Genomic DNA, 25,411 nt, shown 5'->3' on the forward strand with positions numbered 1-25,411 from the left:
ACTCGATGCCGTGCATGAGCGTATGGCTGTCACACGCGAACCCATTTTTCACAATATCGATGCCAGTTTGGGCAATCGAAGCAAAAGTCCAGCAAGCAGATAGCACGACGCGCAAGCGACGCTACCCGTGACCGCGAACTTCAGCAGAGGAGCTGCGGGTACGTTTCTCCACGCCAACGCGACGGCAACCAGAACGGGCGGATGAATAACGTAGATCGTGTAGGCACGTCGCGACAGCGGCTGCCACGCGCCAACGAGTCTGTCGAAGCGTCGCTGGAAATTGCTTGCGAGAAATAATATCGTTCCCCACGCGACAAATGGCTCCCAGAACGTGTAGACGATTGCCAGCGGACGACCGCGCAATTCAGGAAGGTATGCGCCAAGAAAGTAGACGAGCGGCAATATAGGTAACGTGATCAGAGTGACGCGCCACCATAGCCCGACTTGGCGTTCCGGCAAACGTTCGATCCAATGCGATCGGGCTGTACAGCAACCCGCCGCGTATAACACGACATAGCTCGCGAAGTACCCGAGTTGAAGACCCCATACGTTGGGACAGGCCTTTATCGCGGGCATGGGGGACGAGGTGGATATCGGACCCGCCGGCTATCTGGCCGGATATGCAGTGGCGAGAGACAATTTGCGCCTTGGTTCGACCGTCGTCACGGACTCGGTCAATGGGTGCATGTGACGCGTCGTGGCTGGAGAGCGGCGCCTGGCATGAGCATGCGGCCCACCGCCTCCCTATTGAAGCCTCATGGAGAGGCTCAAAGCCACGTGCCCCCTTGCCGCGCGCTCGGCTCTTGCGCGAGCGCATCGAAATCGTGAATCCAGTCGAGGTGTTGCAGTATGCTGTCGCGCGCCCCTAGCCGCGCGTTGCGTTCCTGCGCGGCGGGGCCGTCCGGCAGATGCAACACGTCCGCGGTGCTGATCGACGCGTACTGCACTTTGCGCGTGCGGCCCCGGCGCAGACGCTCGTAGGCTTCCTGCGCTTCCCGCCACTTACCCGGGCCCGCCTTGGCGAGTTGCGCGGCCAGCACCACGGCATCCTCGATCGACTGGTTGGCGCCCTGGCCGTGATGCGGCACGAGCGCATGCGCGGCATCGCCGATCAGCGTCACGCGGCCCTTGCTCCAGCGGCCAAGCGGCGGACGGTGAAACAGGCCCCAGCGCTGACTGATCGGCACGGCCGTGATCATCTGCACGACGGCCGGATGCCAGTCCTTGAACAGGCGCAGCTGCTCGCCTTCGGTCGACGGCATGACCCAGTCGCGCGACGGCCACGGCGACGGATGACGCTCGACCAGCAGGAAGTTCTGATCGCCCTTGTCGCCGATCGGATAATGCAGCAGATGGCCGCCGGGCCCGACCCAGAACTGGATCGTCTCTGGATCGGGCAACAGGTCCATGCGCTCGGCCGGCACGATGCCACGAAAGCCCGAGCAACCGGAATACAGCACGTCGTCGTAGCCGAGCATCCAGCGTCGCGTAATCGAGCGTGCGCCGTCGGCGCCGATCACGAGATCGGCATCGATGCGCCGACCGTTGTCGAACGCGAGACTCACGCGCTCGGGATGCTGCACGAGATCGATCAAGCGATGGCTGAGCTCGATGTGCTCGAGACCAACTGCCTTCGACAGCACCGCCTGCAGATCGGCGCGATGAACGCCCCAGTACGAGCCACCGAACTGCTCGCGATAGCTGGGCATGCCGCGATGATGTCCAATGACGCTGCCGCTGCGGCCATCGCGATAAATGAGCCCGGGTACTTCGGCGCACACGTTTTCGAACGCGGAGCGTAGCCCCATGCGCTCGTAAAAGCGCGTCGCGTTGGCCGACAGTGCGACGGCCGCGCCCACTTCGCGCAACTCATCGGTCTGCTCGTAGAGTTGCGCATCGATGCCATGTTCGCGTAGTGCGAGCGCCAGCGTAAGGCCGCCGATGCCGGCGCCGACGATCGCGATGCTCAGATCCATCCGGTTCATGATTGTGTCTCCGATATGCGGGTTTATCGATTTGGGCCACTCTAGAACGCGCGCTCGGCGCGTCGCATGCGGATACCGTGTTGGTATTTTCAGCACTAGACGATCATTGCTCAATAAGATGAAATGAATCTACTTCATCACTGAAATGAATGACCTTAGGTCATGCCGAGACCATGGAACTGAGCGATCTCGATCTCAACCTGCTGCTGCTGTTCCAGCGGCTGATGCAGGAGCGGCGCGTGGCGAGCGTCGCCGAGCAAATGAACATGAGCCAGCCGGGCGTCAGCAATGCGCTCGCGAAGCTGCGCCGCCTGCTGGGTGATCCGCTGTTCGTGCGCGCGCCGGGCGGCGTGGTGCCTACCCCGTTCGCGCTGCGTCTCGCGGAACCGGTCTCGCAGGCGCTCGCCACCTTGCACGCCGCGCTCAATCCGATGACGGGCTTCGATCCGCTGCGCGAGATGCGAACGATGACGATCGGCATGACCGACATCGGCGAAGTCGTGTTTTTGCCCGCATTGCTGGAACGATTGTCGCGCGTCGCGCCAGGCATCGCGATGAATACGGTGCGCAATACGAGCGTCAATCTGAGCAACGAAATGGCCGACGGCCGGGTCGACCTGGCGATCGGTCTATTGCCGCAGTTGAAGGGGGGTTTCTATCAGCGGCGTCTGTTCGATCAGCGCTACGTCTGTCTGTTCAGACGCGCTCACCCACTCGAGGACGCGCCGCTCACGCTTTCCGCGTGGCGCGAAGCCGAGCATCTGGTGGTGGTGTCGGCCGGCACCGGCCACGGTCAAGTGGACGAGTGGCTGAAACGGCGCGGCGTGCGGCGTCAGGTGCGACTGACGGTGCCGCACTTTATGAGCGTCGGCTACATCCTGCAACGTACCGACCTGATCGCCACGGTGCCCGAGCGCCTCGCTCTGGAGTTGGCCACGCCGTTCTCGCTTAGCCTGCGCGCGCTGCCGATGACGCTGCCCGCCGCGCCGATCCATTTGTTGTGGCACGAGCGCGTCCATCAGGATGAAGGCAATCGCTGGCTGCGCGAGGTCGTGATCGATCTGTTCGCCGATACCGTGGCGCGTGGCAGGCGAGCGCGGGACGTGAGGAAGAAATAGGCCTTCGTTTGTAAGCGTCGATCGGAAGCTTCGCGCTTACTCGAACGTTCCGGTTCGGACTTCGCCGTTGCGGGCGTAGCGCGTGATCAGCACGCCGCCGGGGGTGCTCGTCGCGTGTGCCAGCGTGAAGGCGGACGCTTGTGCGTCGTTGCCGAACAGGCGTTTGCCGTGCCCGAGCATGACGGGATAAATCAGGAGTTGGAGTTCATCCACGAGGCCCGCCGCCAGCAATTGGCGCACCATGTCGCCGCTGCCGAACGTCAATAGATCGGCACCGTCCTGAAGTTTCAGCGCGCGTATCGCGTCGGCAAGGTCTCCGTTCAGCGCATGACTGTTGTGCCAATCGAGCGTATCGGATCGATGCGTGGCCACGTGCTTGCGGACCTGATTGAACTGGTCGGCCATGTCGTGGTTGCGTGAATCGGCCGGTACATATGGCCAATAAGACGCGAATATGTCGTACGTGCAACGCCCTAGCAGCAACTCGAACGGCTGCGCGAGCAGATGATGCACACTTGCGCCGACCGCTTCGTCGGCGTAAGGGACGATCCACCCACCCAAACGAAAATCACCACTGGTATCCTCCTCGGGCGCGCCGGGGGATTGAGCGACGCCATCCAGACTGAGGAACATGGAAACGATGTGCTTGCGCATGATGTGCTCCTGGGCGATGAACCTGATCGGTTCCATCTATACGACGAACTAGTCGCGTGCGGATCGACAATCGACGTCCGCACCGGGTGAAGCCGCGCGAGCGAGCATCGCGCGGTCGGCGCACAATGACTGGACCCACGGGTGCCTGCGCCGCAGGTGTGAAGGTGCGCACCACTCGCCAGCGCATGGTCGGAAGATCGCCCGACACAGTGATGCGGACATAGCAGCCGGCGTAACGTCCGGTCGCCCGTGGCATTTTGTTCGATGGCCGATGAGTCTCAGCGGCCGTATTTGGCGTGCCCGTGCGACGCGTGCCAAGACGCGAAGCAGCCGCATCCGCCTGATATTACAATTCCATTTGCGTACAATTTCGCAAAGCCTTCATGCGGTATCGCTGAAAGGCAAAAAAGCGATACAGCAATAAAAAAGCACTGCTGTGGCCTGCCCACACAGTGCACAAAGACAACATCACCAGAAACATGTCCGTACCTTCAGCAACAACCGGATCGCGCGATTCCGCGCGGTTATTCACCCAACCGAAAGTGCTCGTCATTGTGGCGACCGTATGCTGCCTGCTGTGGGGCAGTTCGTACCCGGCAATTAAAATTGGCTATGCGTTGCTCGGAATCACGCAAAACGATATTCCTTCAAAGCTGATCTTCGCAGGCTACCGGTTCGTACTCGCGGGACTGTTGTTGTTGATTCTCGCTACCCTCTCGAAGAAGCCTCTTTTCGATTTGAATCGGCGCCATAGCGGACAACTGATGCTATTGGGTTTCACGCAAACGGCCATTCAATACGTTTTCTTCTATATCGGTCTCGCCTACACGACCGGCGTTCGCGGTTCGATCCTGAATTCGACAACGACCTTCTTCAGTGCGCTGCTTGCTCATTTCATCTACGAGAACGATAAGGTCTCGCCACGCAAGGCACTTGGATGCCTGCTGGGATTCGTCGGCGTGGTGATCGTTAATTTTGGCGGCGGTCAGTTTGAATTTGCGTTCACCTTGCTCGGCGAAGGCTTTATCGTTATTGCCGCATTCGTGCTTTCCGCTGCATCGATTTACGGAAAGCGCATTTCGCAGAGCATGGACGTGATGGTCATGACGGGTCATCAACTCGGGTTTGGCGGCGCCGCTCTGCTTGCGGCGGGCTACGCGACCGGTGGTTCGTTGCACGCGTTCACGCTGGGATCGATGGCATTGCTGGCCTATCTCGCTTTGCTGTCCGCAGTGGCCTTCACCTTGTGGAGTCTTCTGCTGAAATATAACCAGGTTGGCAAAGCTACCGTTTTCAATTTCCTGGTGCCCGTGTTCGGTACCGTGCTATCCGCGATATGTCTGAACGAGAACATCATGGAATTGAAGAATCTCGTCGCGCTGGTGCTCGTATGCGGGGGGATCTGGCTGGTCACGCGGCCGGCGCAGCGGAGCGCTGGCTATTCGAAGGCTGGCGCGGCTTTGGGGCAAGGCCGAGGCTGTCGCCAAGGCCAAGGCTGAGCTTGTGGGAGTTCCGAAGCGCCGATTCCCCCTCAAACACTATCCGACGCAACCGGCAACCCCTCCGTCCTCCACCGCAGCATCCCACCGGCAAGATTCGCCACCTTGCCGAACCCCGCCTTCGTCAGCAACACGCTTGCCTGCGCCGAGCGCACGCCGGACCGGCACACCGCGACCACCGGCCGCTCGCGCTCCAGTTCATCGAGCCGCCCTGTCAATTGCGACAGCGGCACCAGCTTCGCGCCCGGCAGATGACCCAAACGATCGATGAACTCGGGCGCCTCGCGCACATCGACGATCTGAAACGCGGCGCCATGCTCGAGCAGCGCCATCGGCTCGATTTCCCACACGCCGCTAAAGCGCAGCGTCAACGGTGCCCAATCCGGCGTTTCGGTCGCAACTTCGGCGCCGCCTTCCGGCTGCCCGCAACGCATGTTTGCGGGCACCGCGACCGCCATCTGCTTCGGATGCGGCAAATTCAGGTTGTTCATGTAACCGGCGAAATCGCCGACGTCGACGTCGCCGCCCAGACGCGGATTGAAGCGCCGCTCCTCGGTCACGCTCGTCACCGTGATGCCGCGATAATCGTGCGCGGGATAGAGGAGGCAGTCGTCCGGCAGCGACAGGATCTGCTCGCGCACGGACGCGAACAACTGCTGCGGACTGCCCTGCTGGAAATCGGTGCGGCCACAGCCGCGAATCAGCAGGCTGTCACCGGTAAAGGCCATGCTCAGATCGTCGAGCACGTAGGTCAGGCAGCCGTTCGTATGGCCAGGCGTTGCGCGCACGGTCAGATGACGCGTGCCGAAGTCGATCCGATCGCCATGCGCGAGCGGTCGCGTGACGCCTTTCGCCTCGACGACCCCGGCAAGCCCGATCTCGCTGCCGCAACGCAAACGCATGCGCCATGCGCCGGTTACGTGATCAGCGTGCACATGGGTATCGAGCGTCGTGAGCAGCCATAGGCCCAGCTCGCGCAGCAGCGCCTGATCGCGCGGCACCTGCTCGTAGACGGGGTCGATGAGCACCGCCTCGCCGCTGTCGCCGAGTAAGTACGTGTAGGTCGACGAAGCAGGATCGAACAGCTGACGAAAAATCATCTGTATCCCTTAGGAAAGTCGGCGAGGCGGCCGCAAGCGGCCGCCGTGCACATCTGTCAGCCCGGTTGCTTGGTGGTGCGCAGATACGGTTTGATGGTCTTGAAACCAGGGAAAATCTGCTGCGCCTCTTCGTTGCTGACCGCGGACGTGATGATCACGTCTTCGCCCTGCTTCCAGTTGACCGGCGTCGCGACCTTGTGTTTGGCGGTCAGTTGGATCGAATCGAGCACGCGCAGGATTTCGTCGAAGTTGCGGCCAGTGCTCATCGGGTAGGTCAGCGTCAGCTTGATCTTCTTGTCGGGACCGATGATGAAAACCGAGCGCACGGTCGCGTTGGTCGCGGCGGTGCGGCCCTCGCTGGTATCGCCCGCGTCGGCCGGCAGCATGTTGTACAGCTTGGCGATCGCGAGGTCGGTGTCGCCGATCATCGGGTATTTGACGGCGGCGCCCTGCGTTTCCTCGATGTCCGCGGCCCATTTTTCGTGGTCTTCGACCGGATCGACCGACAACCCGATCAGCTTCGCGTTGCGCCTGGTGAACTCCGGCTCGATCTTCGCCATGTAGCCCAGTTCAGTCGTGCAAACTGGCGTGAAGTCTTTCGGATGAGAGAACAGGACCGCCCATTGGTCGCCGATCCAGTCGTGGAAATCGATGGTGCCCTGCGTGGTCCGCGCGGTGAAGTTGGGCGCGGTGTCATTGATACGAAGTGACATATTGCCGTCCTGTGAAGTCGTGGTTAAGAGGAAGACCCGAGCCAGGCCTGTCTGCATCGGTCCAACACGAGCCCGGTTAATCTCGGGGATTGAAAATCACCAACGCTCACAACGATAGATGAAGCTTTCGCGGCGCATACACGCGCGACAAGTAGGGCGTCGCCGTGCCGAAGAAGCTCGAGATCGCCACCTGTCGGGCGAGTACGAGCGTTGCCGCATCGCGCAGTGAGATTTCAAATATAGCGCGTTACGCACAAGCCATGCTGACACCCATCGAAGTCAGTCCGGCTGGCCACTTCGAAACGGCTTAGGGGAATGACGTTTACCGGTAAATCATGGACATTCGACGCGCCGGCGTGTGTTCGATAGCGCACGGATTTACCGACCCTGATTTGATCAGACCGTTCGGTGGTCCAATGCCGGGCGCTAATGCGTGGTGCCCGGCGTGGCCGTCTCGTCGTCTGGGTCGTCGCCGATCAGCTTTTGCGCGCACAACACCGCGTGACCGAGTCCGAGCGGCTCGGCCTGCCGAACATAGATGCAGTTGACGATGGGCGGTTTGATGCTTTGCACGAGCTCGGCGAGGCGCGTCGAAGCGTGCGGTACTGAAGCGCTTGCAACAAACGCAGCTTCCGTCCGCTCGAAAAACATCGGCTGAATGCTCGCCATGATGGCCCGGTTTGGCGGCGCAGTGCGGATATTCGCGATTGCGGCGGGTCAGTCCGCAGTGCCTGGCGAGTCAGGCGAACCCGGTTCGTCAAAGACGACTGCCAGATCGCCTTTTTATCGATAAACGGTCGGAACATGGCTGGCGAACGCCGCGCATTTTTCGGAGACGGGATAAGCGGCTTTTAAGGTTGCAGGGCGTACCTTCATATCCACGCGCTGAATACCGGGCACCCCGTCGATCGCTATCTGTTCGCGGTCCATCTCAGCGCGAAGATCGACTCGCTTTCAATGCAGTTAGCGTGGTCCATTCGATCCATCGAAATTTGCCTATTCATCAAGGAGCCAACTTATGAAAGTACTTATCGCTCATGCGATCCTTGCAACCACAATCGCCATTCCAGCGCTCTCGTCGGCGCAGCCCCTCACTCGCTCCGAGGTGGAAGCGAGCGTCATACAGGCGGAACAGAACGGCACGCTCCATCAGTCGAAAGTGCACTATCCGGACGAGAGCAGCCCGCGGCAGGCACACGCGAATAACGACTACGGTTCAGGGCCGGTAGTGAATTCGCAATCCGGACATCGCCTTTCCTTCGCAACGCCCTCAGATAACGCGCTTTTCTCGCATCACTGAAGTGCTGGTGTGCGTTCGACATTCCATACGAGCGCGTTTCGGTACTTCCACACGCCTAACTTCCGGCTCTCATGCGGACGTCGCGCGTCCGCTCCAACGTCGATATGAAAAAGCTGGTGCGCTCGATTGACTTCATTCTGTTGACCGCCGCGTCGGTAGGCCTCGTCATGTTTGTCCTCTGGCGAGTGGCGACGGTAAAGGGGTGGTTTTAGGCTCACGCGAAACGGTTGTCCGTTAATGGATCGCCCTGTGGTTGGCGTTCCGAATCGACATTGCATCAATACCTCGCGGAATGAAACCTTTCGCATGCTTCGCGAATGTGGATGAGCCGCAATCAAATACTAAGGAGTTCTGCGTTCACACGTCTGCGACGCATGTGCAGCTTCCACCACCAGGTCTTCCGGGATACCTGCGAATCGCGCCACGATATCCGATACCACGTAATCAGTCGCAACAATGCCGTCATAATTCACCCGCACAATCCGACGCCACCAACAACCACAAGAAAGTCTCGTGATGCCTCATTTTCGCGTCTCTCTCCCGCTGCGCCTCACGGTGCTCGCAAGCGTGGCGGCACTAGCCGCGTGCGGTGGTAGCAATGATTCTTCTACGCCGACCGCCTCGAACACTTCGACGACGACGGCGACGGCCTCGATCCCGGCGCCCCCTGCCGACCCCGGTTTTGTCGACAACGCCGCAATCCCCGACGTGCCCGCGTTCGTCGACACGATTGCGACTAACCAGCGCGGCGATGCGCGATATGCGACGCTCGCCACGAATGCGGGCGTGCGTGTCGTCTCGCGATTCCTCGACATCTGGCAACCGTTGACCGAGATCGTCGATGCGGGCGTCTCCGCGCCCGCCAATGGTTCCTTTCCGGCTGTCGTGCAGTCCACGTGGACAGGACTACCCAATGACGGTACGCCGGGTGGGGCTGTCGTGAACAGTGCCGTCCATTCCGCAAACATTCAATTCGTGGTCACCGAGACGACCAACCGAACTCAGGCGGAGGCCGACGCAGCCTACTACGACGACCGGCGCGGCAAAGGTTATAGCGTGACCGATGGCATGGGACCGCTCACCAATGCGTGGCGCGCGGCGGCGCAGCAGGTAACGACCATCACGTCGATTCCGGCGGATGCGACGACCGTTCTGTACAACGACAACGGCAACAACATCGGCGTCGGCAGCAGTGGCGGCAACACCAGTTTCGGCCAGGTTGTCGACCTGCTCAACATCATGGGCAACAACGCGTCCACCGAGCCGGCCAAGCGCTTCTACAAATACGCCCGGCCATACCGCTGGAGCACGAGTGTCGTGGTAGATCCGACTCTGGTGCCTGCCGAGAGCACCACGCCTTCGACCGATGGCGGATTTATCAGCGGTCACGAGGCGGAGGCCATGCGCGACGCGATGACGATGGCCTACGTGCTGCCGGAGCGGTTCCAGGAGATGGCGAGCCGCGGCCTCGAACTTGGCGAAAACCGCATTTTCGCCGGTATGCACTCGCCGCTCGACGTCATTGCTGGTCGAATGTTTGCACTTGCGGCGACTGCTGCGAATCTTTCCGATCCGAGCAACGCCACGTTGAAGAGCGCCGCATTTAGCCAGGCGCACGCGGCCCTGATGCAGTCGACGAATACCAGCTCGACGAGCTTCACCGCTTTCGCCCACTCCGGCACGGCAGCGACGGACCGCTTCGCCGACTACGCGACGAACAAAGCGGACTTCACTCGCCGTATGACGTTCGGCTTTGCTCCGATCGAATCGACCAATGCGCCTCCCGTTGTGCCGAAGGGTGCGGAGCTGTTACTGGAGACGCGCTTTCCGTATCTGAGCGCTGAGCAGCGCCGCGTGGTGCTCAAAACGACCGAGCTTCCTTCCGGCTATCCGGTCATGGACGATGCGGAAGGGTGGGGCCGCCTCAACATGTTTGCAGCCGGGGACGGATATGGTGCGTTCCATGGCAGCGTCATCGTTTCGATGGATGCGTCCCAGGGCGGATTCAACGCGTCGGATCTGTGGCGCAACGACATTGCCGGCGCAGGGAAGTTGACGCTGCAGGGTAACGGAACGTTGAAGCTCGGCGGCAACAACACCTGGTCGGGCGGCTCCCAGGTAAGTGGCGGCGTGCTCGAGGCCGATTCTCCGAATGCGTTCGGCACGGGCGACGTGTATGTGGGTGCGGGTGGCATCACCATTGCGGCGGCGTCGCCCGTGTCCATCGTCGGCAAGTACACGCAGCTCGCCGGCACGACACTCGAACTCGACATTGACGGTAAAGGCGCCGGTCAACTGCACGTTGGTAATCAGCTGACCATCGCCGGCGGCACGCTACACGTGAAGTTCGTGAGCGGCTATGCGCCCAAGGTCGGCGACACCATCGATCTGATCGATGGCAACGGGGCGACGAAGCAGTTCACGACGATCACGGTCGACGGCCACAAGGCGACGCCGGTCTACTCGTCGACCGGCGTGTCGGTGCACATCGATTCGTAATCCGGCCATATTGGCTTGGCTATGCGTCGCCCGGATAACCCGCTGTCTGTAACGCGGATGATCGATGCCGGGCTGGATCGCGATGCGCGTCATCCATGAGGTCCGCACCGCGCTCGCGTAGACCTCGCTCAGCACGCGCAGGCCGCCCACCAGTGCCGTCATTTCGGGAGCCGTGAGCGTAAGCTGTTGCGCCTTATCGATGAGCAGTACTTCAGCCGGCGCAAAGCGTCCGCTCCAATCCGGACGACGGCCTCTAACTCCAGGCGCAAATGCGTCACATCGCCGGCCACCTGCAAATCGACTCTTTGCAGATTCGTTATGCGTGAACAACGACCGTCGGCTTTCCACTATCTTCCGCCGTCAATCTCGCTGTTCAAGTTCGTCGCTTCCCTGCAGTTTGTTTCACAGCGCTGTCACGACACGGCGGGTTGCGTCCATATCCCTGGTCTGGATGCCGTCTGAAAGGCTATTGACCCAGGGCGCCTGCAGCTTCATGGCCGCGTCGAACGTCTGCCTTCCCCGGCGGATTCAACCGGTCGATGCAATAGTTCGATGGAATCGTTCAGCTGGTGTCTCGTAATCCAGTGCCTTTCGTGGTCGCTCGTTCAGCCGTCGTGCCACGGCGATCTCGTCTTGCCACCGAGCGCGCGTCCGAGCGGCACGCCGTATAGCTGGCTGCCGTGCGCTACCTTCGATCATTTATCTCCGAGTTAATTGATTACGCGAACGCCCGGTTTCTATACTCCACACGCAGACGGTCGACTGGCATCGAACCACATACTGGCGCGCGCCGAATGCGAGTTTGAGGAGTTCCTTAACCACGCTGACGCGTCGTCCCGTTCAGCGACTTTGCCACCTGGAGCTACGTGATGAATAAGTTCTCAAGACAATTCGCCACATGCGTTGTGCTGGCACTTGCAGCTGCGCAACCGGCGCTGGCGCAGCATGACGAGGTGATCGACCGAGCGAACACTGCCTGGAACGCGGCTTTCAATAAGGGAGACGCTCACGGGCTTGCCGCCATGTACGACGATAAGGCGGTGGTCTCGCCCGGCAACGGAACGACCGTTCAGGGACGCGCCGAAATCGAGAAGCTCTTCAAAAGCTACTTCGACGCCGGCGTACACGATCATACGATCGATGTCGTGCAGGCGAACCGCGTCGGCAACGTGATGTACGAGACCGCGAACTGGACGGCTGTCGCGGAAAAAGATGGCAAGAAGACACCCTATAAGGGCGTTCTGGTGAAGGTCATGACCAAGGGCGCGGATGGGAAATGGCGCACGACCGCGCATACGTGGAACGCGGCGCAGTGACCGACGGGCGAGCCAAATCGACGTTTGTTCACCTTTAGAATCGAAGGCCATGTTTCCACGGTTCGTAGCGCCTGAGAAGAGCCGGTGTTCTGAGTGCTTCCCGCTGGCGCTCGTCGTCCAGGCTGGGCTCCCCCCGGAGAAGGGATGCTCTCCGATGGCGGCAGTTCAGAACACCGAGTGCCAGACAAGACGCATTTCGGCCAGTTTGAGACGTCTAACGGCATTATGCGAGCGACCGCTGACTCCGCGAACGCGGCCATTCAAGTGACAGACGTTGTCATCGAGATTGCGGCACTCACGGCCATACCGTAACTGTCAGCGCCAACCAGATTTAGCAGGTACGTCACTGCGTCACCTGCGCTGCCCGTTCTAACACTACGGCTGCCTTGTGCCTCCGGTGATCGCGCCTGAACACCAGGGAAAGGAAGTCGAAGCGTCGGGCTGCCAGCCGCGAGGGCGCTGCTCTGTAGCTCCAGACGCCCGACGTTTGCATCGCGGGACTGCCTGGAAATCAAATGCGCCACGCCTGTCTTTGACGTTTAGCCATCGGAGACGCGTCGTAGCAGATACACGACAATCACTGCGGAACCGCTGACAAGGATTGCCAGCCCGATCGCTTTACGCGCGAGCGTGCGCGCGGGGCGTGTAACGCACAAACCAGGAACTGGTTCTGCGCAACATCTTTCACTCCATGGGTGCCTTGACGGGCGCGTCGCGTCGGGGAGAGACAGCCCCCTATGTTGCCGGAGCGCAGGCCGTATCGCGACGTGTATTTGCCCTGATCTTTGCTTGACAGTCTCTACCACTTCGAACTCTTTGAACTGAGGATAGCTGGATAGAGCGGGTAGATGCCGGTATCCGGGCATTCTGAAACCAGCAACTGCAATTATCGCACCTCAGGTTCAAAGGCACAGAGCAGATGCTTTACGGTCTACTGACAGGTTCTTTGCACCAGCCGGTCCGGACCAAATCCAGGCGCACATGAACCGGCCCGTTTGGGCATTGGCGCAATGCAGGGATGTTCTCAGGAGGAACTGCGGCGAGCCTTTGCCGGTTGCCGCCACTGTTCAAGGAAAAATTGCAAGCCGCCCAGTTGCTGTGCGATGTAGCCGCCCGTGGCCATCGATTCCGGTGCGCGCCGGTCGCCTGTAGGCGGGTACTCGGCGGAGAAGTCCGCTGTACCAAACACGATGTCCCAGACCGGGAAGACGGCGCCGTAGTTACAGGAATTGCGGCCGGCCGCGCGCAGGCCATGATGCAACCGGTGAAAGCGTGGCGAGACGATCAACCGGTCCCCGAGCCAGCCGAACGAAAGCTTGATATTGGCGTGGCTCAGGCTTTCGATGAAGCGCATGAACAGGAACAGCAGCGGAAACTGCAGCGGCGGAATACCGATCGCGAGGCCGACGATGCCGAACCAGATTGCAGCGACCAGGTCGTCAAGCAGATGGTTGCGGTCGTCCGACCAGAAACTCATCTGTCGCTGCGCATGATGCAACGCATGCAGTGCGTACCAGCTACGGTATGAGTGCGACAGGCGGTGACGCCAGTAATCGGCACAGTCCAGAATCAGCGCGTACGCGATGAAGGTAATGACCGGATGTCCGAGAAGCGGCGGTATCAACGTCTCAAGCGTTGGCGGTATGTAGCCGTGATCGACCACGAAGCCGTTCACCCACACCTGCACCTGGTAGAACAGCAGGAAACTGACGACAGGCAACACCCCGACGCGGTTGAGGATCGTATAGAACGCGTCGGTTACGACGGCTTTGCGGTCATCCCAGCGTTCGATCGGAAAGAGTGCTTCGAGCGGCCAGCAAACCGCATACGTGACGATGACCGCGAAGAGGCCATAGACGCAGATCAGCGCCCAGTCGAAGGAAAGCTCTTCCCATTGCATCCAGCCGAAGTGATACAGCAACGGCAGAACGAGATGCTGGTCGATTTCACCGGCCAGCATATTGAAGAATCTGTCGAGAAATATCAGCATGATGGGCGTTAGAGCGTTTCGGCGGTAACGAGACCTGGGCGGCTCATTTCGGTGGTGAGGAAGATGCCGTGCGGCGAGCGTCCGACATCAATGGTCTCATAGTTGCCGCTGGCTGGATCGAGTACGGCGACCTGCTCCCGGAAACGCAGCGTCACCCATAGCTTGCCGTCGGGGCCAACAGCAATATCATCTGGCCCCGCAGCGTGGAACGGATAGGTACGACGAAGCTCGAGGGTGGTTGGATCGAGCGCCACCAGCGAGCCGCCGATCCGGTTGCTCACGTAGAGCGTCGCGCCGTCGGGCGTAAGAAAGACATTGTGCGGGCCGACGCCGGTTTTCACCCGCCGCAGCACGTTACCCGTCACTGGATCGACTTCCGCCACATGGTCGCTGCCCATCACGCAGACCAGTACCTTGCCGTTGTGCCAGAGCACGCCAGCGGGGGTCGATCCGACCTTCGACTTCCAGCGGATCGTCAGGTTCGTCAGGTCGAATGAAACGAGCGTGCCGGACTCCTGCATCGAATTGAAGCTCCAGCGCGAGTCCGGCGAGAAGTCGAGGTGGCTCGGCATGCCGCCGGGAGAGAAGCGCTTGACGAGCGTCAGGTCGTCGGGGCGGTAGATGTCGACATAGTTGAGCCGCAGTGCATTGACGACGAGGTAGCGGAAATCCGGCGTGAAGCCAAGCTGGTACGGATCGGCGATCACCTTGTGGCCAAGCGCCAAACCGGTGTGCGGGTCGACAATGAACAGTGCATTGCCGCTGGCGTCGGCAATATAGAGCTTGCTTCTGTCGCGCGAAAGCGCCCAGTGACTGGGTTCGCGCAAGGTCGGCAATGTCCGGACGATCTTGTGCGACGCCATGTCGATGACCGAAACGCTGGCTTCGCCGGAATTCATCACGATAGCGAGATTGGGGGGCGCCGCGCTGGCGATACCTGAACGAAGGGCGAGGAAAGGCGACAGGCCGAGACTCAGGGGAATGGCCAGACTACGGCCAAGTACTTCGCGACGTGAAAGCTTCATGGAGGGCATGCATGAGAGAATTAGCCACTCATTCTGCTGGATGGATTCACCGTCACGCAAGGACGAATTGCGAATGGCGCTGATATGGAGCGATGCTCAACCGCTTCCTGTCAGTAGCCTAACAAATTTCGGGCGAAGCTGACGATGCGCATGCGATTCCGCTGTATTTGACCGAGCTTCCCGCGGCCCCGGGCGCGCTTGGCGCAGCACCCGCCCCGATCATCCGCGGAGTTTGGCCGTTGTATATTGCCATCACGCGCTAAAGAACCTGGAGTAATAGCAGTGCCACGTTCGTCCAGAGAAGTCGGGAAGTGTCCATGAACAGCACTGCCGGCAAAAATACGCTCACAGATCGCACGACTGTTGCGATTCGCGATGTGCTGGCCGGCAAACGACGCGGCTTGCGCTCTGCGCTGCTGTTCGCCGGACCCGCAGTGATTGCCTCGATCGCCTACATGGACCCAGGCAATTTCGCGACCAACATCCAGGCCGGTTCCCAGTTTGGGTACACGCTGCTGTGGGTGGTACTGATGGCCAACCTGATCGCCATGCTGTTCCAGGCGCTCTCAGCCAAACTCGGCATCGTGACGGGCCGTAATCTGGCGGAAATGTGTCGCGAGCAACTGCCGCGCAAGGCCGTCTTCGTCATGTGGTGTGTCAGCGAAGTGGCTGCGATGGCAACCGACCTGGCCGAATTTCTCGGTGGCGCAATCGGCCTCGCGTTGCTGCTCAAAATGCCGTTGATGGCCGGCATGGCGGTGACCGCCGTGGTGACATACGGCATCCTCGTGTTTGAAAAAGGCGGCTACCGGCCAATGGAGATCATCATCGGCGCGCTCGTTGCTGTGATCGGTCTGTGTTACCTGGTCGAATTGTTCATTGCGCCCGTCGCATGGGGACAGGCCGGATTGCACTCGATCTTGCCCTCAATGCCGAACCGGGAAGCGCTGACCGTTTCGGTCGGTATCGTGGGCGCCACCGTGATGCCACATGCGATCTATCTCCATTCCGGACTGACTCAGGGCCGGACTCCGGCGAGCAACGCGAGCGAGCACCGCGCACTGCTGCGTTTTTCGAACCGGGAAGTCATCGTCGCGCTTTTCTTCGCAGGTCTCGTCAACATGGCCATGGTAATCATGGCCAGCGCGGCATTCCATGCCGGCCATCGCGACGTCGCGGAAATCGAAACTGCTTACCATACGCTCACGCCGTTGCTCGGTGCGGGCGCGGCGGCGTTTTTCCTGATTTCGCTCATCAGCTCGGGTATCTCCAGCTCCGTTGTCGGCACCATGGCTGGCCAGATGATCATGCAGGGCTTCGTCGGTTTCCGGATTCCCGTCTGGGTGCGACGTCTGGTGACCATGGTGCCGGCGTTCGTGGTGGTCGGCCTCGGCGTGAATGCCACCCAGGCGCTGGTGATCAGTCAGGTCGTTCTTTCGTTTGCGTTGCCGATCCCGATGGTGGCGCTGGTGCTCTTCACCCGCCGCAAAGACATCATGGGCGAGTTCGTCAATAGACGGCTAACGGACATTGCAGCGATTGCCGCCACGGTCGTCATCCTCGCGCTGAATGCGGTGCTATTGCTTCAGTCGTTCGGCGTCAGCATTCCGGGCATGCCTGCACGCTGATGCAGCCCATCCGGACTCTTTCGGGATGGGCCGCGCTCCCGGTGCGATGGACGGCGAAGTTTGTTCGCTAGCCATCGACTGACCGCTTGGAGGACCAGAGCTCCTGCTCCAAAAACGGCTTGTCGATGATGTTGCAGTTGGCGTGGCGCACGTCCAACCGAGGCAGGACGTGCTCGACAACAGGTTGCGCGAACACCAGGGAGATGCGCAACAGGTTCGCTGGCACCTCCGGCCCTGACGGTTGGACGGCAACAGGCACCACACCAGCAGCGACCGCCTCTCACCGCGCAATCCGGTCCGCAGCCATTGCGATCCAGTTCATTGGACGATTCCTGCCCGCACCTGCAAGAAGGCTTTCATTCGCTGCGTGGCGAGTTCGGGCCTGATCAACACGCCACAGGCGTCCGCTTTCCGGAACACTTCGGCGAAATGCAGCACCGACCGCGCCGACTCCATGCCGCCGGCCATCGAGAAATGGTCCTGATGTCCGTTCAGCCACGCGAGGAAGACAACCCCCGCCTTGTAGTACTGTGTCGGCGAACTGAAGAGCTCACGCGACAGCGCCACCGTGGGTCGCATCGTGTTGTGGTAGGCCGCGATATCGTCTCTGGCCAACTGGCCCAGCGCTTTCGCCGCGACTGGTGCAATCGGATCAAATATGCCCAGTAACGCGTGCGATATGCCCGTGCTGTCGCCTGCGATCAGATCGCCGTAGTTGAAATCGTCACCGGTATACATCCGCACGCCGTCCGGCAACTGGGCGCGAAGCTCGCACTCGTATTCGGCGTTCAGCAACGAAATCTTGATGCCTTCGATCTTGCCCGAATGCAGGCGGATGATGTCGAGTACAGTTGCCATTGCGGCGCGAACGTCACTACTGCCCCAGTATCCTGCGAGCGAAGCGTCGAATGCTTCGCCCAGCCAGTGAAGCACGACTTTGTTGCGACTCTCGGCAAGTACAGCGTCATACACCTTCTTGTAGTCATCAGGCGATCGGGCTGCGGCGCACAACGTACGACTCGCCATCATGATCGCCCGACCACCGGCCGCTTCCACGACTTCGAATTGCTCCTTGTACGCCTCGATCACATCCGACAGGCTATGCCGCCGGTCTTCCAGATGATCGGTGCCAGCACCGCAGGCTAGATCCGCTCCTGGGATAGTTCTCGCGTGCGCGATGCTTCGGCGAATGAGTTCGGACGCCGTCTTCCAGCCCAGACCCATGCCTCTTTGCGCGGTGTCCATGGCTTCGGCAACCTTGAAACCGAGGCCGTACAGATAGGTCCGAAACGCGAGCGTCCTGTCCCAATCGATCGCCGGCGCGTCCGACCACGGCTCATAGCCGAGCGCGGGATCAACCACGACATGCGCTGCAGCGTATGCCACGCGATTGAACTCACATTTCGACTCCAGCGTGATGTTCTCCTCCAAGGTCTTCAACGTATACGGAATCAATTCGCCATTACGGGTTGGCAGAAGGATTTTCATGGCTATCTCTCAGAAGGCGGTCGATGTCGGGATCTCGTTCGCACCTCGTTTGGCACGCACAGCGTTTGGCGCCGGGATGCGACCGAGGATATGATCGGCTGCCTTCTCCGCGACCATGATGGTCGGTGCATTGGTGTTACACGACGGAATGAGCGGCATCACGGAGGCATCGACAACGCGAAGTCCGTCAATGCCAATCACTCGCAGGTCAGGTGTGACTACGCTATGTTCGTCCTCAGGGCGCCCCATCCTGCACGTACCGACCGGATGGTGATCGGTCTTGGCATTGGCACACGCATAATCAAACAACTCGTCGTCCGTGTTGACACGCGGACCGGGCAGGACTTCCGTCTGCACAAAACGCTTCAACGCGGGCTGATTCATTAACTCGCGCGCAAGGCGCAGGCCCCTGAGCGCTGCATGGCGGTCTTCCGGCTCCGACCAGTAGTTCGGGTCGATCAGCGGCGCTGTCGCAGGATCGGCACTTGCCAGACGTACGCTGCCGCGCGATTTGGGCCGGAGATACGCGGTATTCAAGGTGACGCCGCCATGGCGAAGTTTCGCCATGCCCGCTTCGATCCCTGAACCCAGGCCGAGATGGAACTGGATGTCGGGCGACCGGGCGTGTGTCGCAGCGATTCCGTCCGCATACCAGAAGCCGCCCGTCTCGAACAGGCTCGAAGCAACCGGGCCCTTCTTCAGGAGCAGGTACTGCAGGCCTGCCAACGCTGCATGCTGGAGTTTGTTGTACTTGTCGTACGTATGATCGCCAGTACATTCAGCGATGACAAACAGGTCGAGATGGTCCTGCAGATTTGAGCCGATGCCCGGCATGTCATGCACGACGGGTACACCCGTTGACCTCAAATGATCGGCCGGACCGATGCCTGATTGCATTAGCAGCTTGGGGGATCCAATGGCCCCGGAAGACACGATCACTTCGCGCCTCGCTCGCACGACAACTGGCGTGCGGTCGGTTCCACTGACCAGTTCTACGCCGACTGCGCGTCCTCCTTCGACGATCACGCGTAGCGCCCGTGCCTGTAACCTGACAGTGAGATTCGGCCGCCCGAGGATCGGGTCAAGGAACCCGACGGATGCCGATGCGCGCCGCGCGTTGAACTGCGTCAGCTGATAGTAGCCGAGGCCTTCCTGTTCAGCGCCGTTGAAGTCGGCGTTGAAAGGCATGCCCATCTCCTGACCCGCCTGGAAGAACGCTTCGCAGATCGGCAGAGGACTGATCGGGTTTGACACGCCTAGCGGACCACCATAGGCATGATATTCATTCGCGAAGCGCTGATTGTTCTCCGATCGTTTGAAATAAGGCAGTACATCGCGGTAACTCCAGCCCGTTGCGCCACCCATGCTCTCCCACTCGTCGTAGTCCGCTGGCACGCCGCGCGTATAGATCTGCGCGTTGATCGACGAGCCGCCACCGATGACTTTCGCTTGTGTGAAGCGCAAGACCCGGTCATTTAGATGCTTTTGAGGCACGGTATGCCAGCCCCATGACCCGATGCCTTTGGTCATCTTCGCAAAACCAGCGGGCATGTGAAAAAGCGGGTTCCGGTCGCCGCCGCCAGCCTCAAGCAGCAAAACCGTCACGGAAGGATCGGCGCTCAGGCGATTCGCCAGTACGCAACCGGCCGACCCTCCGCCCGTAATGATGTAGTCGTAGCTATCGGTCTTCATGCTGCTCACCTTCAAAAGGCAGAAATCGAGAGGCCACCATCAACCTGGAGCACGCTGCCTGTGGCAAACCGCAACGCACCGCCCGCAAGCTGGCCGACCGCTTTCGCGACATCGTCAGCCTCGCCCCAACGGTTCATGGGAACGAGCCCCTCCTTGAAACGCGCCTCATACTTCTGCGCAACCGCCTCGGTCATCGGCGTCCGGATAATCCCAGGCCGCACCTCGAAAACCGGGATACCTGCATGAGCAAGGCGTAGTGCGAACAGTTTTGTCATCATCGGCAAAGCGGACTTCGAGAGGCAATACTCGGCCCTCTCAGGTGACGCCATCGTGGCCGATACCGACGAGACCGTGATAATCGCGCGCGGGCGATCTGACTCTGCGCTCAACATATGGCGAGCAACCGCCTGAGTCATGAAGAAGGTTCCGCGCAGATTCACTCCAAGCACGGTGTCGAACGCCTCCGGAGTCACATCCAGCAGATCACCGCGCGCGGGCGAGCCGATTCCCGCGTTGTTCACCAGGCAATCCAGATCGCCGCACCACGCCAGCACACATTCGAGCACTCGCGCGTGGGACGCCACATCCTGCAAATTGGCCTGCACAAACAGAGACCGCCGTCCCTGGTCCTCAATCGCCCTTAGCGTCAGAGCGGTATCTTTGTCATCGACCATGTCGGTAATGGCCACGTCGTAGCCGCGCGACGCGAGTTCGACAGCGATCGCGCGCCCGATTCCGCGGCGGCCGCCCGTGACGAGCGCTGCGAGAGGTTGCATTGCGTCATCAGGCATGTCGGTCTCCGTCAAAAACGTGGTCTCCGCTAGCCGTGCGGCTGCGCGTCAGCTCCGAACGAAGGTGTTCGCCGACCCGTAGAGCCTGCGCTGCCACTGTCAGTGCTGGATTGACCGCAGCAGACGATGGGAAAAAGCTCGCATCAACGACGTACAGGTTCTGGTGGTCATAAGCCTTGCAGAACGGATCGAGCGGCGCGGACCCAGCGTCACTGCCAAACCGGACCGTCCCACACTGATGGGACGGCGTGTCCTCGCCAAAGCGTCTGCTCACGACCAGCGGATAGCCCGCATCCTTGAGCAGACCCTTCGTTTTCTGCACGAAGCGTCGATGCGGTTTAAGGTTGGTGCGATTCCACGTGAGCTGGATGTCACCGGACGACGTTAGCTCTACGCGACTATCGGCGCTCGGCAAGTCTTCCGACATCGCGTAAAGGTCGACACTGTGACGGCTTATGTATTCCAGAAGCTTCCTCGGCACATACGGAAGCGCGCCACGAAGCATCGGTTCACGGATTTTTCCCAGCATTTGCAGATTGCCCAGCGGCCACCGGTCATGCACGCCGCCAAAGTAGAAGTCGTTGACCGAAAGCGTCTTCGGAAAACGGGTGTCGTTGACCGTCCTCGGGTCGATTGCCAGAATCGCGGTGCAGTTATGGTTCATGTAGTACCGCCCGACCGCTCCCGAAGTGTTCGCAAGCCCGTTCGGAAATTTGTCGTTAGCCGAGGCGAGTAACAGAACGGCGCTATTGATCGCCCCTGCCGACAGCACAAACGTGTCGCCAGTGACCGTAAGCGGACCGTCCCGCGTCTGAACTTCGAGGCTCGAAATTCTTCGCCCTGTCGGGTCGGTCACAAGTCGTGTCACGCGTGCGCCCGTCAGCAGGGACACGCCTCCTTGATTCAGCGCGGGGCGCAACAGGCACATCTCGGCGTCTCCTTTCGCGTCAATGCGGCAAGGAAAAGCGTCACATGTGCCGCAGCGCACGCACGCGCCGCCGTCGCCGAAATCGACCGAAGCCGGCATAAAGAACGGATGCAGGCCCTGCTGCCGAAGCTTCTCCCGGAGCCTGCCGATCACAGGTTCGTCAGGTATCGGTCCATGACGATAATTGACGGATCTCGGCGGCTCGGTCGGATCCTGACCAGCGGACCCTCTCACGCCGAAGAGTTCCTCGGCCAGGTCGTAGTATTTTTCGAGGTCCCGGTACGCGATGGGCCACGCGGGCGACACACCTTCCTCATGCGCGAGTTCTTCGAAGTCGGCTTCACGCAGCCGGAACATGGCGGTACCGAAGAACTTCGTATGCCCGCCGACAAAGTAGTACTGGCCAGGGCGGTAGCGCTCGCCAGCGCCGTTGAGCCAAGTATCGCGCGTGCGATACCGGAGCTGGCCGAATACGGCTTCCGCATCCCAGTTCTGCAGTTCGCGGGGAAGATTGTCGCCCCGCTCGATCACTACGACACTGGCACCCGTACCCGCGAGTTGCAGGGCAATCGCGCTGCCGCCGACGCCCGAACCAATGATCACGACATCGGCATGCATCACGCTATCCTTTCTTCCGTTTGCGCATCGAAGAGGACCAGCTTCGACAGATCGACCCGCAGGTTGCAGTGCTCGCCCGGGCTATGCGGCATGTCGGCGCCAAGCCGGGCAGCGACTTCGACCCCGCCCATTTCAAGGGCCGCCAGCGTGTCCGGTCCCGTGGGTTCCATGACCAGCACCTTCACCGCTATCTCGCGCACCGCATCCGGGACCCGCGAGGATTCCACACCGATCGCTTCTGGCCGAAGACCGGCGATCACCTTCTTGCCCGCGTATCGCGCGACTGCGGCGGACTGGTCCGGCAGATCAAGGCTAACCGCTGCACTGCCTTCGCCCATCGTCAGACCGAGTGTGTCGTTCCGGGCTGAGAGCACTGCCGGAATGAGGTTCATCGACGGGGAGCCCATGAACGTCGCGACAAAGGTATTGGCCGGCGTACTGTAGATCTCGGCTGGCGTGCCGAACTGCTGGATCACGCCCCCCTTCATCACCGCAATCCGGGTCGCGAGTGTCATCGCTTCGATCTGATCGTGAGTCACGTACACGATGGTCGCGCCGAGCCGTTGATGCAGCTTCTTGATTTCGGTGCGCATGTCAACGCGCAGTTTTGCGTCAAGATTGGACAGCGGCTCGTCGAACAGGAAGATTTTCGGGTCCCGCACCAGCGCCCGTCCCATGGCGACACGCTGCCGTTGACCGCCCGAGAGTTGGCCCGGGCGGCGCTTGATCAGGTGCTCGATCTGAAGCAGTCTTGCAGCGTCTGCTACGGCCTTATCCCTCTCCACTTTCGACACTTTGCGCATCTCGAGACCGAAGCTGATGTTCTGGCCGACCGTCATGTTCGGATACAGGGCGTAGCTCTGAAAGACCATCGCGATATCCCGCTCGCTGGGATGCAGGTCGTTCACACGGTCGTTGTCGATCCGGATCTCCCCACCGGAGATAGTGTCGAGTCCCGCGATCAGCGACAGCAGGGTCGATTTTCCGCAACCGGACGGCCCGACAAGTACAAGGAAATCGCCATCGGTCACATCGATGTTGATGTTCTTCAGGATTTCCGTCGGGCCGTAGGCCTTGCGGACATTTGAAATATGCAGAGAAGCCATTTCCTTACCCCTTTACCGAACCGGCCATCATGCCGCGCACGAAATAGCGGCCGCCGATCACATAGACCAGAAGAGTGGGCAGCGCGGTAATCACGGCGGCTGCCATCTGAACGTTGTACTCACGCACGCCTGTCGACGTATTCACGATGTTGTTCAGTGCGACCGTAATAGGCGCCGTGCTGCCCGTCGTAAATGAAGCACCGAAGAGGAAGTCGTTCCAGATATTGGTGAACTGCCAGATCACCGTTACAGTGATGATGGCGCCGGAACACGGCAACAGGATGCGCAGGAAGATCCTGAAGAAGCGCGCGCCATCGATCATCGCGGCCTTCACCAGTTCATCGGGAAACGCGACATAGAAGTTACGGAAGTACAAAGTCGTAAAGCATAGACCGTAGACAATGTGCACGAACACGAGACCCGTAATGGACTGGGCCAGCCCGATTTTCCCGAGGAAGGTAGCCATCGGAATAAGCACGATCTGGAACGGGATGAAGCATCCGAACAGAACGAGTCCAAACAGGATGTTGTCGCCCTTGAATCGCCATTTGGTCAGCACGTAACCGTTGAGCGCGCCAAGGAAGGTAGAAATCGCAACGGCGGAAATGACCATCCGCGTCGAGTTCCAGAAAAACCCCTTCACGCCGGAACAATCGAGGCCAACGCACGCTTCCCCCCAGGCTTTAAGCCACGGCTCCAGTGTCCACGCACGTGGCAACGCGAGAATGTTTCCGCTGTACACCTCCGAAAGAGGTTTGAACGACGTCAGCATCATTACCGCGAGCGGGATCAGATAGACGACGGCAAAAAGCGCCAGCAGTCCATAGATCACGATCCTCGATACGTAGTTATGCTTACCCATCACCATTTGCGGCGAGTCCCAGCCTTTTTTCAACATGACGATCTCCTGACTGGACTAATGCGAGCCGCTGCCGCTGCGCGGACGAAGCTCTGAATAGAGATACGGGACCATGATCGCCGCGACCGTGCACAGCATCATGACCGCACTCGCCGCTCCCATTCCCAACTCGTTTCGCGTGAAGGTGAATGAGTACATGAACGTCGAGGGCAACTCCGTCGAATAGCCGGGACCTGCGCCTGTCAAGGCCACCACCAGTTCATAGCTCTTGACCGCGAGGTGAACGAGGATGACGAACGCGGAAACGAAAGCCGGCCGCAGTTGCGGGATGATGATGCGTCGATAGATAGCCGGCATTCTTGCCCCATCGATCGACGCGGCCTTGACCATATCCTGATCGATACCCCGCAAGCCTGCGAGGAACATCGCCATGACGAAGCCGGACGCCTGCCACACCGCGGCGATGACCACGGTGTAAATGGCCATTCGATCATCGATGATCCAGTCGAACCTGAAACCGGTCCAACCCCAGTCGTGGAAAAGCTTCGTCAGCCCGAGACCGGGATTCAGTATCCATTTCCAGGCCGTCCCCGTGACGATGAAGGAGATCGCCATCGGATAAAGAAAGATCGCGCGCAGACCGCCTTCTGCCCTGATGCGCTGGTCGAGAAGAATGGCGAGGCCCAGCCCGATCCCCATGCACAGGACGACATACAGCGATGCATAGATTCCCAGGTTGGTGACCGCAACGTGCCAGCGCGGATGTGCCCAGACGCGTCCGTACTGCATCAGGCCGCCCCAGTGCAGATTGGCAAACGCGCGTGAGCGCGTGAACGACAGGACCGTGGTCCAGACGATAAAGCCGTAGACGAAGATCAGCGTCGTAATCAACGTGGGCGACAACACGAGCTTTGGCAATACCTGCTCGAACCGGTTTCTCAGGCTTGACCGGCGTTTGTCGTGAAGCTGGGATTCGTCCGTAGTACCTCGTGACGAGGTATGGACGGTCCGGTGTGTAGTGTGCATGGCAACCACCTCTACTTCGGGAGCATCGGGTCTTCGCAGGGGCACGCTGGCGCCCCCGTGAGTTTTAAGACGGTGT

Annotated in this window: 21 protein-coding genes and 1 pseudogene; 6 read left to right on the plus strand and 16 right to left on the minus strand. The window is 60.3% G+C overall.

The window, feature by feature from the left end; all coding sequences use genetic code 11:
• Window positions 1-48: 48 nt before the first annotated feature.
• Window positions 49-576 (minus strand): acyltransferase family protein, encoded by a 528-nt coding sequence (locus tag OKW28_RS07670; protein ID WP_429444493.1) that lies wholly within the window; start codon window positions 574-576, stop codon window positions 49-51.
• Between the two features lie 191 nt (window positions 577-767).
• Window positions 768-1,985, minus strand: coding sequence for an FAD-dependent monooxygenase (locus tag OKW28_RS07675; protein ID WP_429444495.1), 1,218 nt, complete (start codon window positions 1,983-1,985; stop codon window positions 768-770).
• A 173-nt stretch (window positions 1,986-2,158) separates the two neighbouring features.
• On the opposite strand from OKW28_RS07675, the gene OKW28_RS07680 reads away from it, so the two are divergent.
• On the plus strand, window positions 2,159-3,103 hold the full coding sequence (locus OKW28_RS07680) for a LysR family transcriptional regulator (RefSeq protein ID WP_429446888.1): 945 nt from the start codon (window positions 2,159-2,161) through the stop codon (window positions 3,101-3,103).
• 36 nt (window positions 3,104-3,139) lie between these two features.
• Here the strand turns inward: OKW28_RS07680 and OKW28_RS07685 are convergent, their stop codons facing one another.
• Window positions 3,140-3,757, minus strand: coding sequence for a dihydrofolate reductase family protein (locus OKW28_RS07685; RefSeq protein WP_429444497.1), 618 nt, complete (start codon window positions 3,755-3,757; stop codon window positions 3,140-3,142).
• Between the two features lie 479 nt (window positions 3,758-4,236).
• On the opposite strand from OKW28_RS07685, the gene OKW28_RS07690 reads away from it, so the two are divergent.
• On the plus strand, window positions 4,237-5,256 hold the full coding sequence (locus OKW28_RS07690) for a DMT family transporter (protein WP_429444499.1): 1,020 nt from the start codon (window positions 4,237-4,239) through the stop codon (window positions 5,254-5,256).
• A gap of 32 nt (window positions 5,257-5,288) precedes the next feature.
• Here OKW28_RS07690 and OKW28_RS07695 read toward each other — a convergent pair whose 3' ends face one another.
• The 4 genes and pseudogenes from OKW28_RS07695 to OKW28_RS07710 all read right to left on the minus strand — a co-directional run bounded on the left by OKW28_RS07695 (window position 5,289) and on the right by OKW28_RS07710 (window position 7,999).
• Window positions 5,289-6,356 (minus strand): rhodanese-like domain-containing protein, encoded by a 1,068-nt coding sequence (locus OKW28_RS07695; protein ID WP_429444501.1) that lies wholly within the window; start codon window positions 6,354-6,356, stop codon window positions 5,289-5,291.
• A gap of 56 nt (window positions 6,357-6,412) precedes the next feature.
• Entirely contained in the window at window positions 6,413-7,069 is a 657-nt protein-coding gene (locus OKW28_RS07700; RefSeq protein ID WP_429444503.1) for a peroxiredoxin, read from the minus strand.
• A 462-nt stretch (window positions 7,070-7,531) separates the two neighbouring features.
• Window positions 7,532-7,654: pseudogene (locus OKW28_RS07705) on the minus strand (UTP--glucose-1-phosphate uridylyltransferase); the annotation flags it as partial.
• Between the two features lie 198 nt (window positions 7,655-7,852).
• Entirely contained in the window at window positions 7,853-7,999 is a 147-nt protein-coding gene (locus OKW28_RS07710; protein ID WP_429444505.1) for a hypothetical protein, read from the minus strand.
• An 88-nt stretch (window positions 8,000-8,087) separates the two neighbouring features.
• On the opposite strand from OKW28_RS07710, the gene OKW28_RS07715 reads away from it, so the two are divergent.
• The 3 genes from OKW28_RS07715 (at window position 8,088) to OKW28_RS07725 (ending at window position 12,184) form a co-directional block, all read left to right on the plus strand.
• The gene (locus OKW28_RS07715) at window positions 8,088-8,369 is read left to right on the plus strand and encodes a DUF4148 domain-containing protein (RefSeq protein WP_429444507.1); all 282 of its coding nucleotides are present in this window, start codon (window positions 8,088-8,090) and stop codon (window positions 8,367-8,369) included.
• A 516-nt stretch (window positions 8,370-8,885) separates the two neighbouring features.
• Window positions 8,886-10,868 (plus strand): phosphatase PAP2 family protein, encoded by a 1,983-nt coding sequence (locus tag OKW28_RS07720; protein ID WP_429444509.1) that lies wholly within the window; start codon window positions 8,886-8,888, stop codon window positions 10,866-10,868.
• Window positions 10,869-11,737: 869 nt separating this feature from the next.
• Window positions 11,738-12,184, plus strand: a complete 447-nt coding sequence (locus OKW28_RS07725; protein WP_429444511.1) for a YybH family protein — start codon at window positions 11,738-11,740, stop codon at window positions 12,182-12,184.
• Window positions 12,185-13,208: 1,024 nt separating this feature from the next.
• On the opposite strand, the gene OKW28_RS07730 is transcribed toward OKW28_RS07725, so the two are convergent.
• Both OKW28_RS07730 and OKW28_RS07735 read right to left on the minus strand, forming a co-directional pair.
• The gene (locus OKW28_RS07730; protein WP_429444513.1) at window positions 13,209-14,174 is read right to left on the minus strand and encodes a sterol desaturase family protein; all 966 of its coding nucleotides are present in this window, start codon (window positions 14,172-14,174) and stop codon (window positions 13,209-13,211) included.
• An 8-nt stretch (window positions 14,175-14,182) separates the two neighbouring features.
• A complete protein-coding gene (locus OKW28_RS07735) occupies window positions 14,183-15,199 on the minus strand; it encodes a YncE family protein (RefSeq protein ID WP_429444515.1) in 1,017 nt (338 codons plus the stop codon).
• Window positions 15,200-15,516: 317 nt separating this feature from the next.
• Here OKW28_RS07735 and OKW28_RS07740 point away from each other — a divergent pair, with 317 nt between their 5' ends.
• Window positions 15,517-16,827, plus strand: coding sequence for an Nramp family divalent metal transporter (locus OKW28_RS07740; RefSeq protein WP_429444517.1), 1,311 nt, complete (start codon window positions 15,517-15,519; stop codon window positions 16,825-16,827).
• Between the two features lie 318 nt (window positions 16,828-17,145).
• Here the strand turns inward: OKW28_RS07740 and OKW28_RS07745 are convergent, their stop codons facing one another.
• Genes OKW28_RS07745 through OKW28_RS07775 form a run of 7 tightly spaced genes read right to left on the minus strand, consistent with a single transcriptional unit; the run spans window position 17,146 to window position 25,335 of the window.
• Entirely contained in the window at window positions 17,146-18,315 is a 1,170-nt protein-coding gene (locus OKW28_RS07745; protein WP_429444519.1) for a dihydrodipicolinate synthase family protein, read from the minus strand.
• A 9-nt stretch (window positions 18,316-18,324) separates the two neighbouring features.
• On the minus strand, window positions 18,325-20,007 hold the full coding sequence (locus OKW28_RS07750) for a GMC family oxidoreductase (protein ID WP_429444521.1): 1,683 nt from the start codon (window positions 20,005-20,007) through the stop codon (window positions 18,325-18,327).
• Window positions 20,008-20,018: 11 nt separating this feature from the next.
• Window positions 20,019-20,798, minus strand: coding sequence for a 3-ketoacyl-ACP reductase (locus OKW28_RS07755; RefSeq protein ID WP_429444523.1), 780 nt, complete (start codon window positions 20,796-20,798; stop codon window positions 20,019-20,021).
• Complete coding sequence (locus tag OKW28_RS07760) at window positions 20,791-22,344, minus strand: FAD-dependent oxidoreductase (protein ID WP_429444525.1); 1,554 nt, start codon at window positions 22,342-22,344, stop codon at window positions 20,791-20,793. The genes OKW28_RS07755 and OKW28_RS07760 overlap by 8 nt, the downstream gene beginning before the upstream one ends.
• The gene (locus OKW28_RS07765; protein WP_429444527.1) at window positions 22,344-23,450 is read right to left on the minus strand and encodes an ABC transporter ATP-binding protein; all 1,107 of its coding nucleotides are present in this window, start codon (window positions 23,448-23,450) and stop codon (window positions 22,344-22,346) included. The genes OKW28_RS07760 and OKW28_RS07765 overlap by 1 nt, the downstream gene beginning before the upstream one ends.
• Window positions 23,451-23,454: 4 nt before the next feature.
• Window positions 23,455-24,312: a carbohydrate ABC transporter permease gene (locus tag OKW28_RS07770; RefSeq protein ID WP_376776311.1), complete on the minus strand. Its 858-nt coding sequence runs from the start codon at window positions 24,310-24,312 to the stop codon at window positions 23,455-23,457.
• Between the two features lie 54 nt (window positions 24,313-24,366).
• On the minus strand, window positions 24,367-25,335 hold the full coding sequence (locus OKW28_RS07775) for a carbohydrate ABC transporter permease (RefSeq protein ID WP_187632690.1): 969 nt from the start codon (window positions 25,333-25,335) through the stop codon (window positions 24,367-24,369).
• Between the last annotated feature and the right edge of the window lie 76 nt (window positions 25,336-25,411).

Source organism: Paraburkholderia sp. 40 (assembly GCF_050434105.1).
In the GTDB taxonomy this organism is placed as follows: domain Bacteria; phylum Pseudomonadota; class Gammaproteobacteria; order Burkholderiales; family Burkholderiaceae; genus Paraburkholderia; species Paraburkholderia tuberum.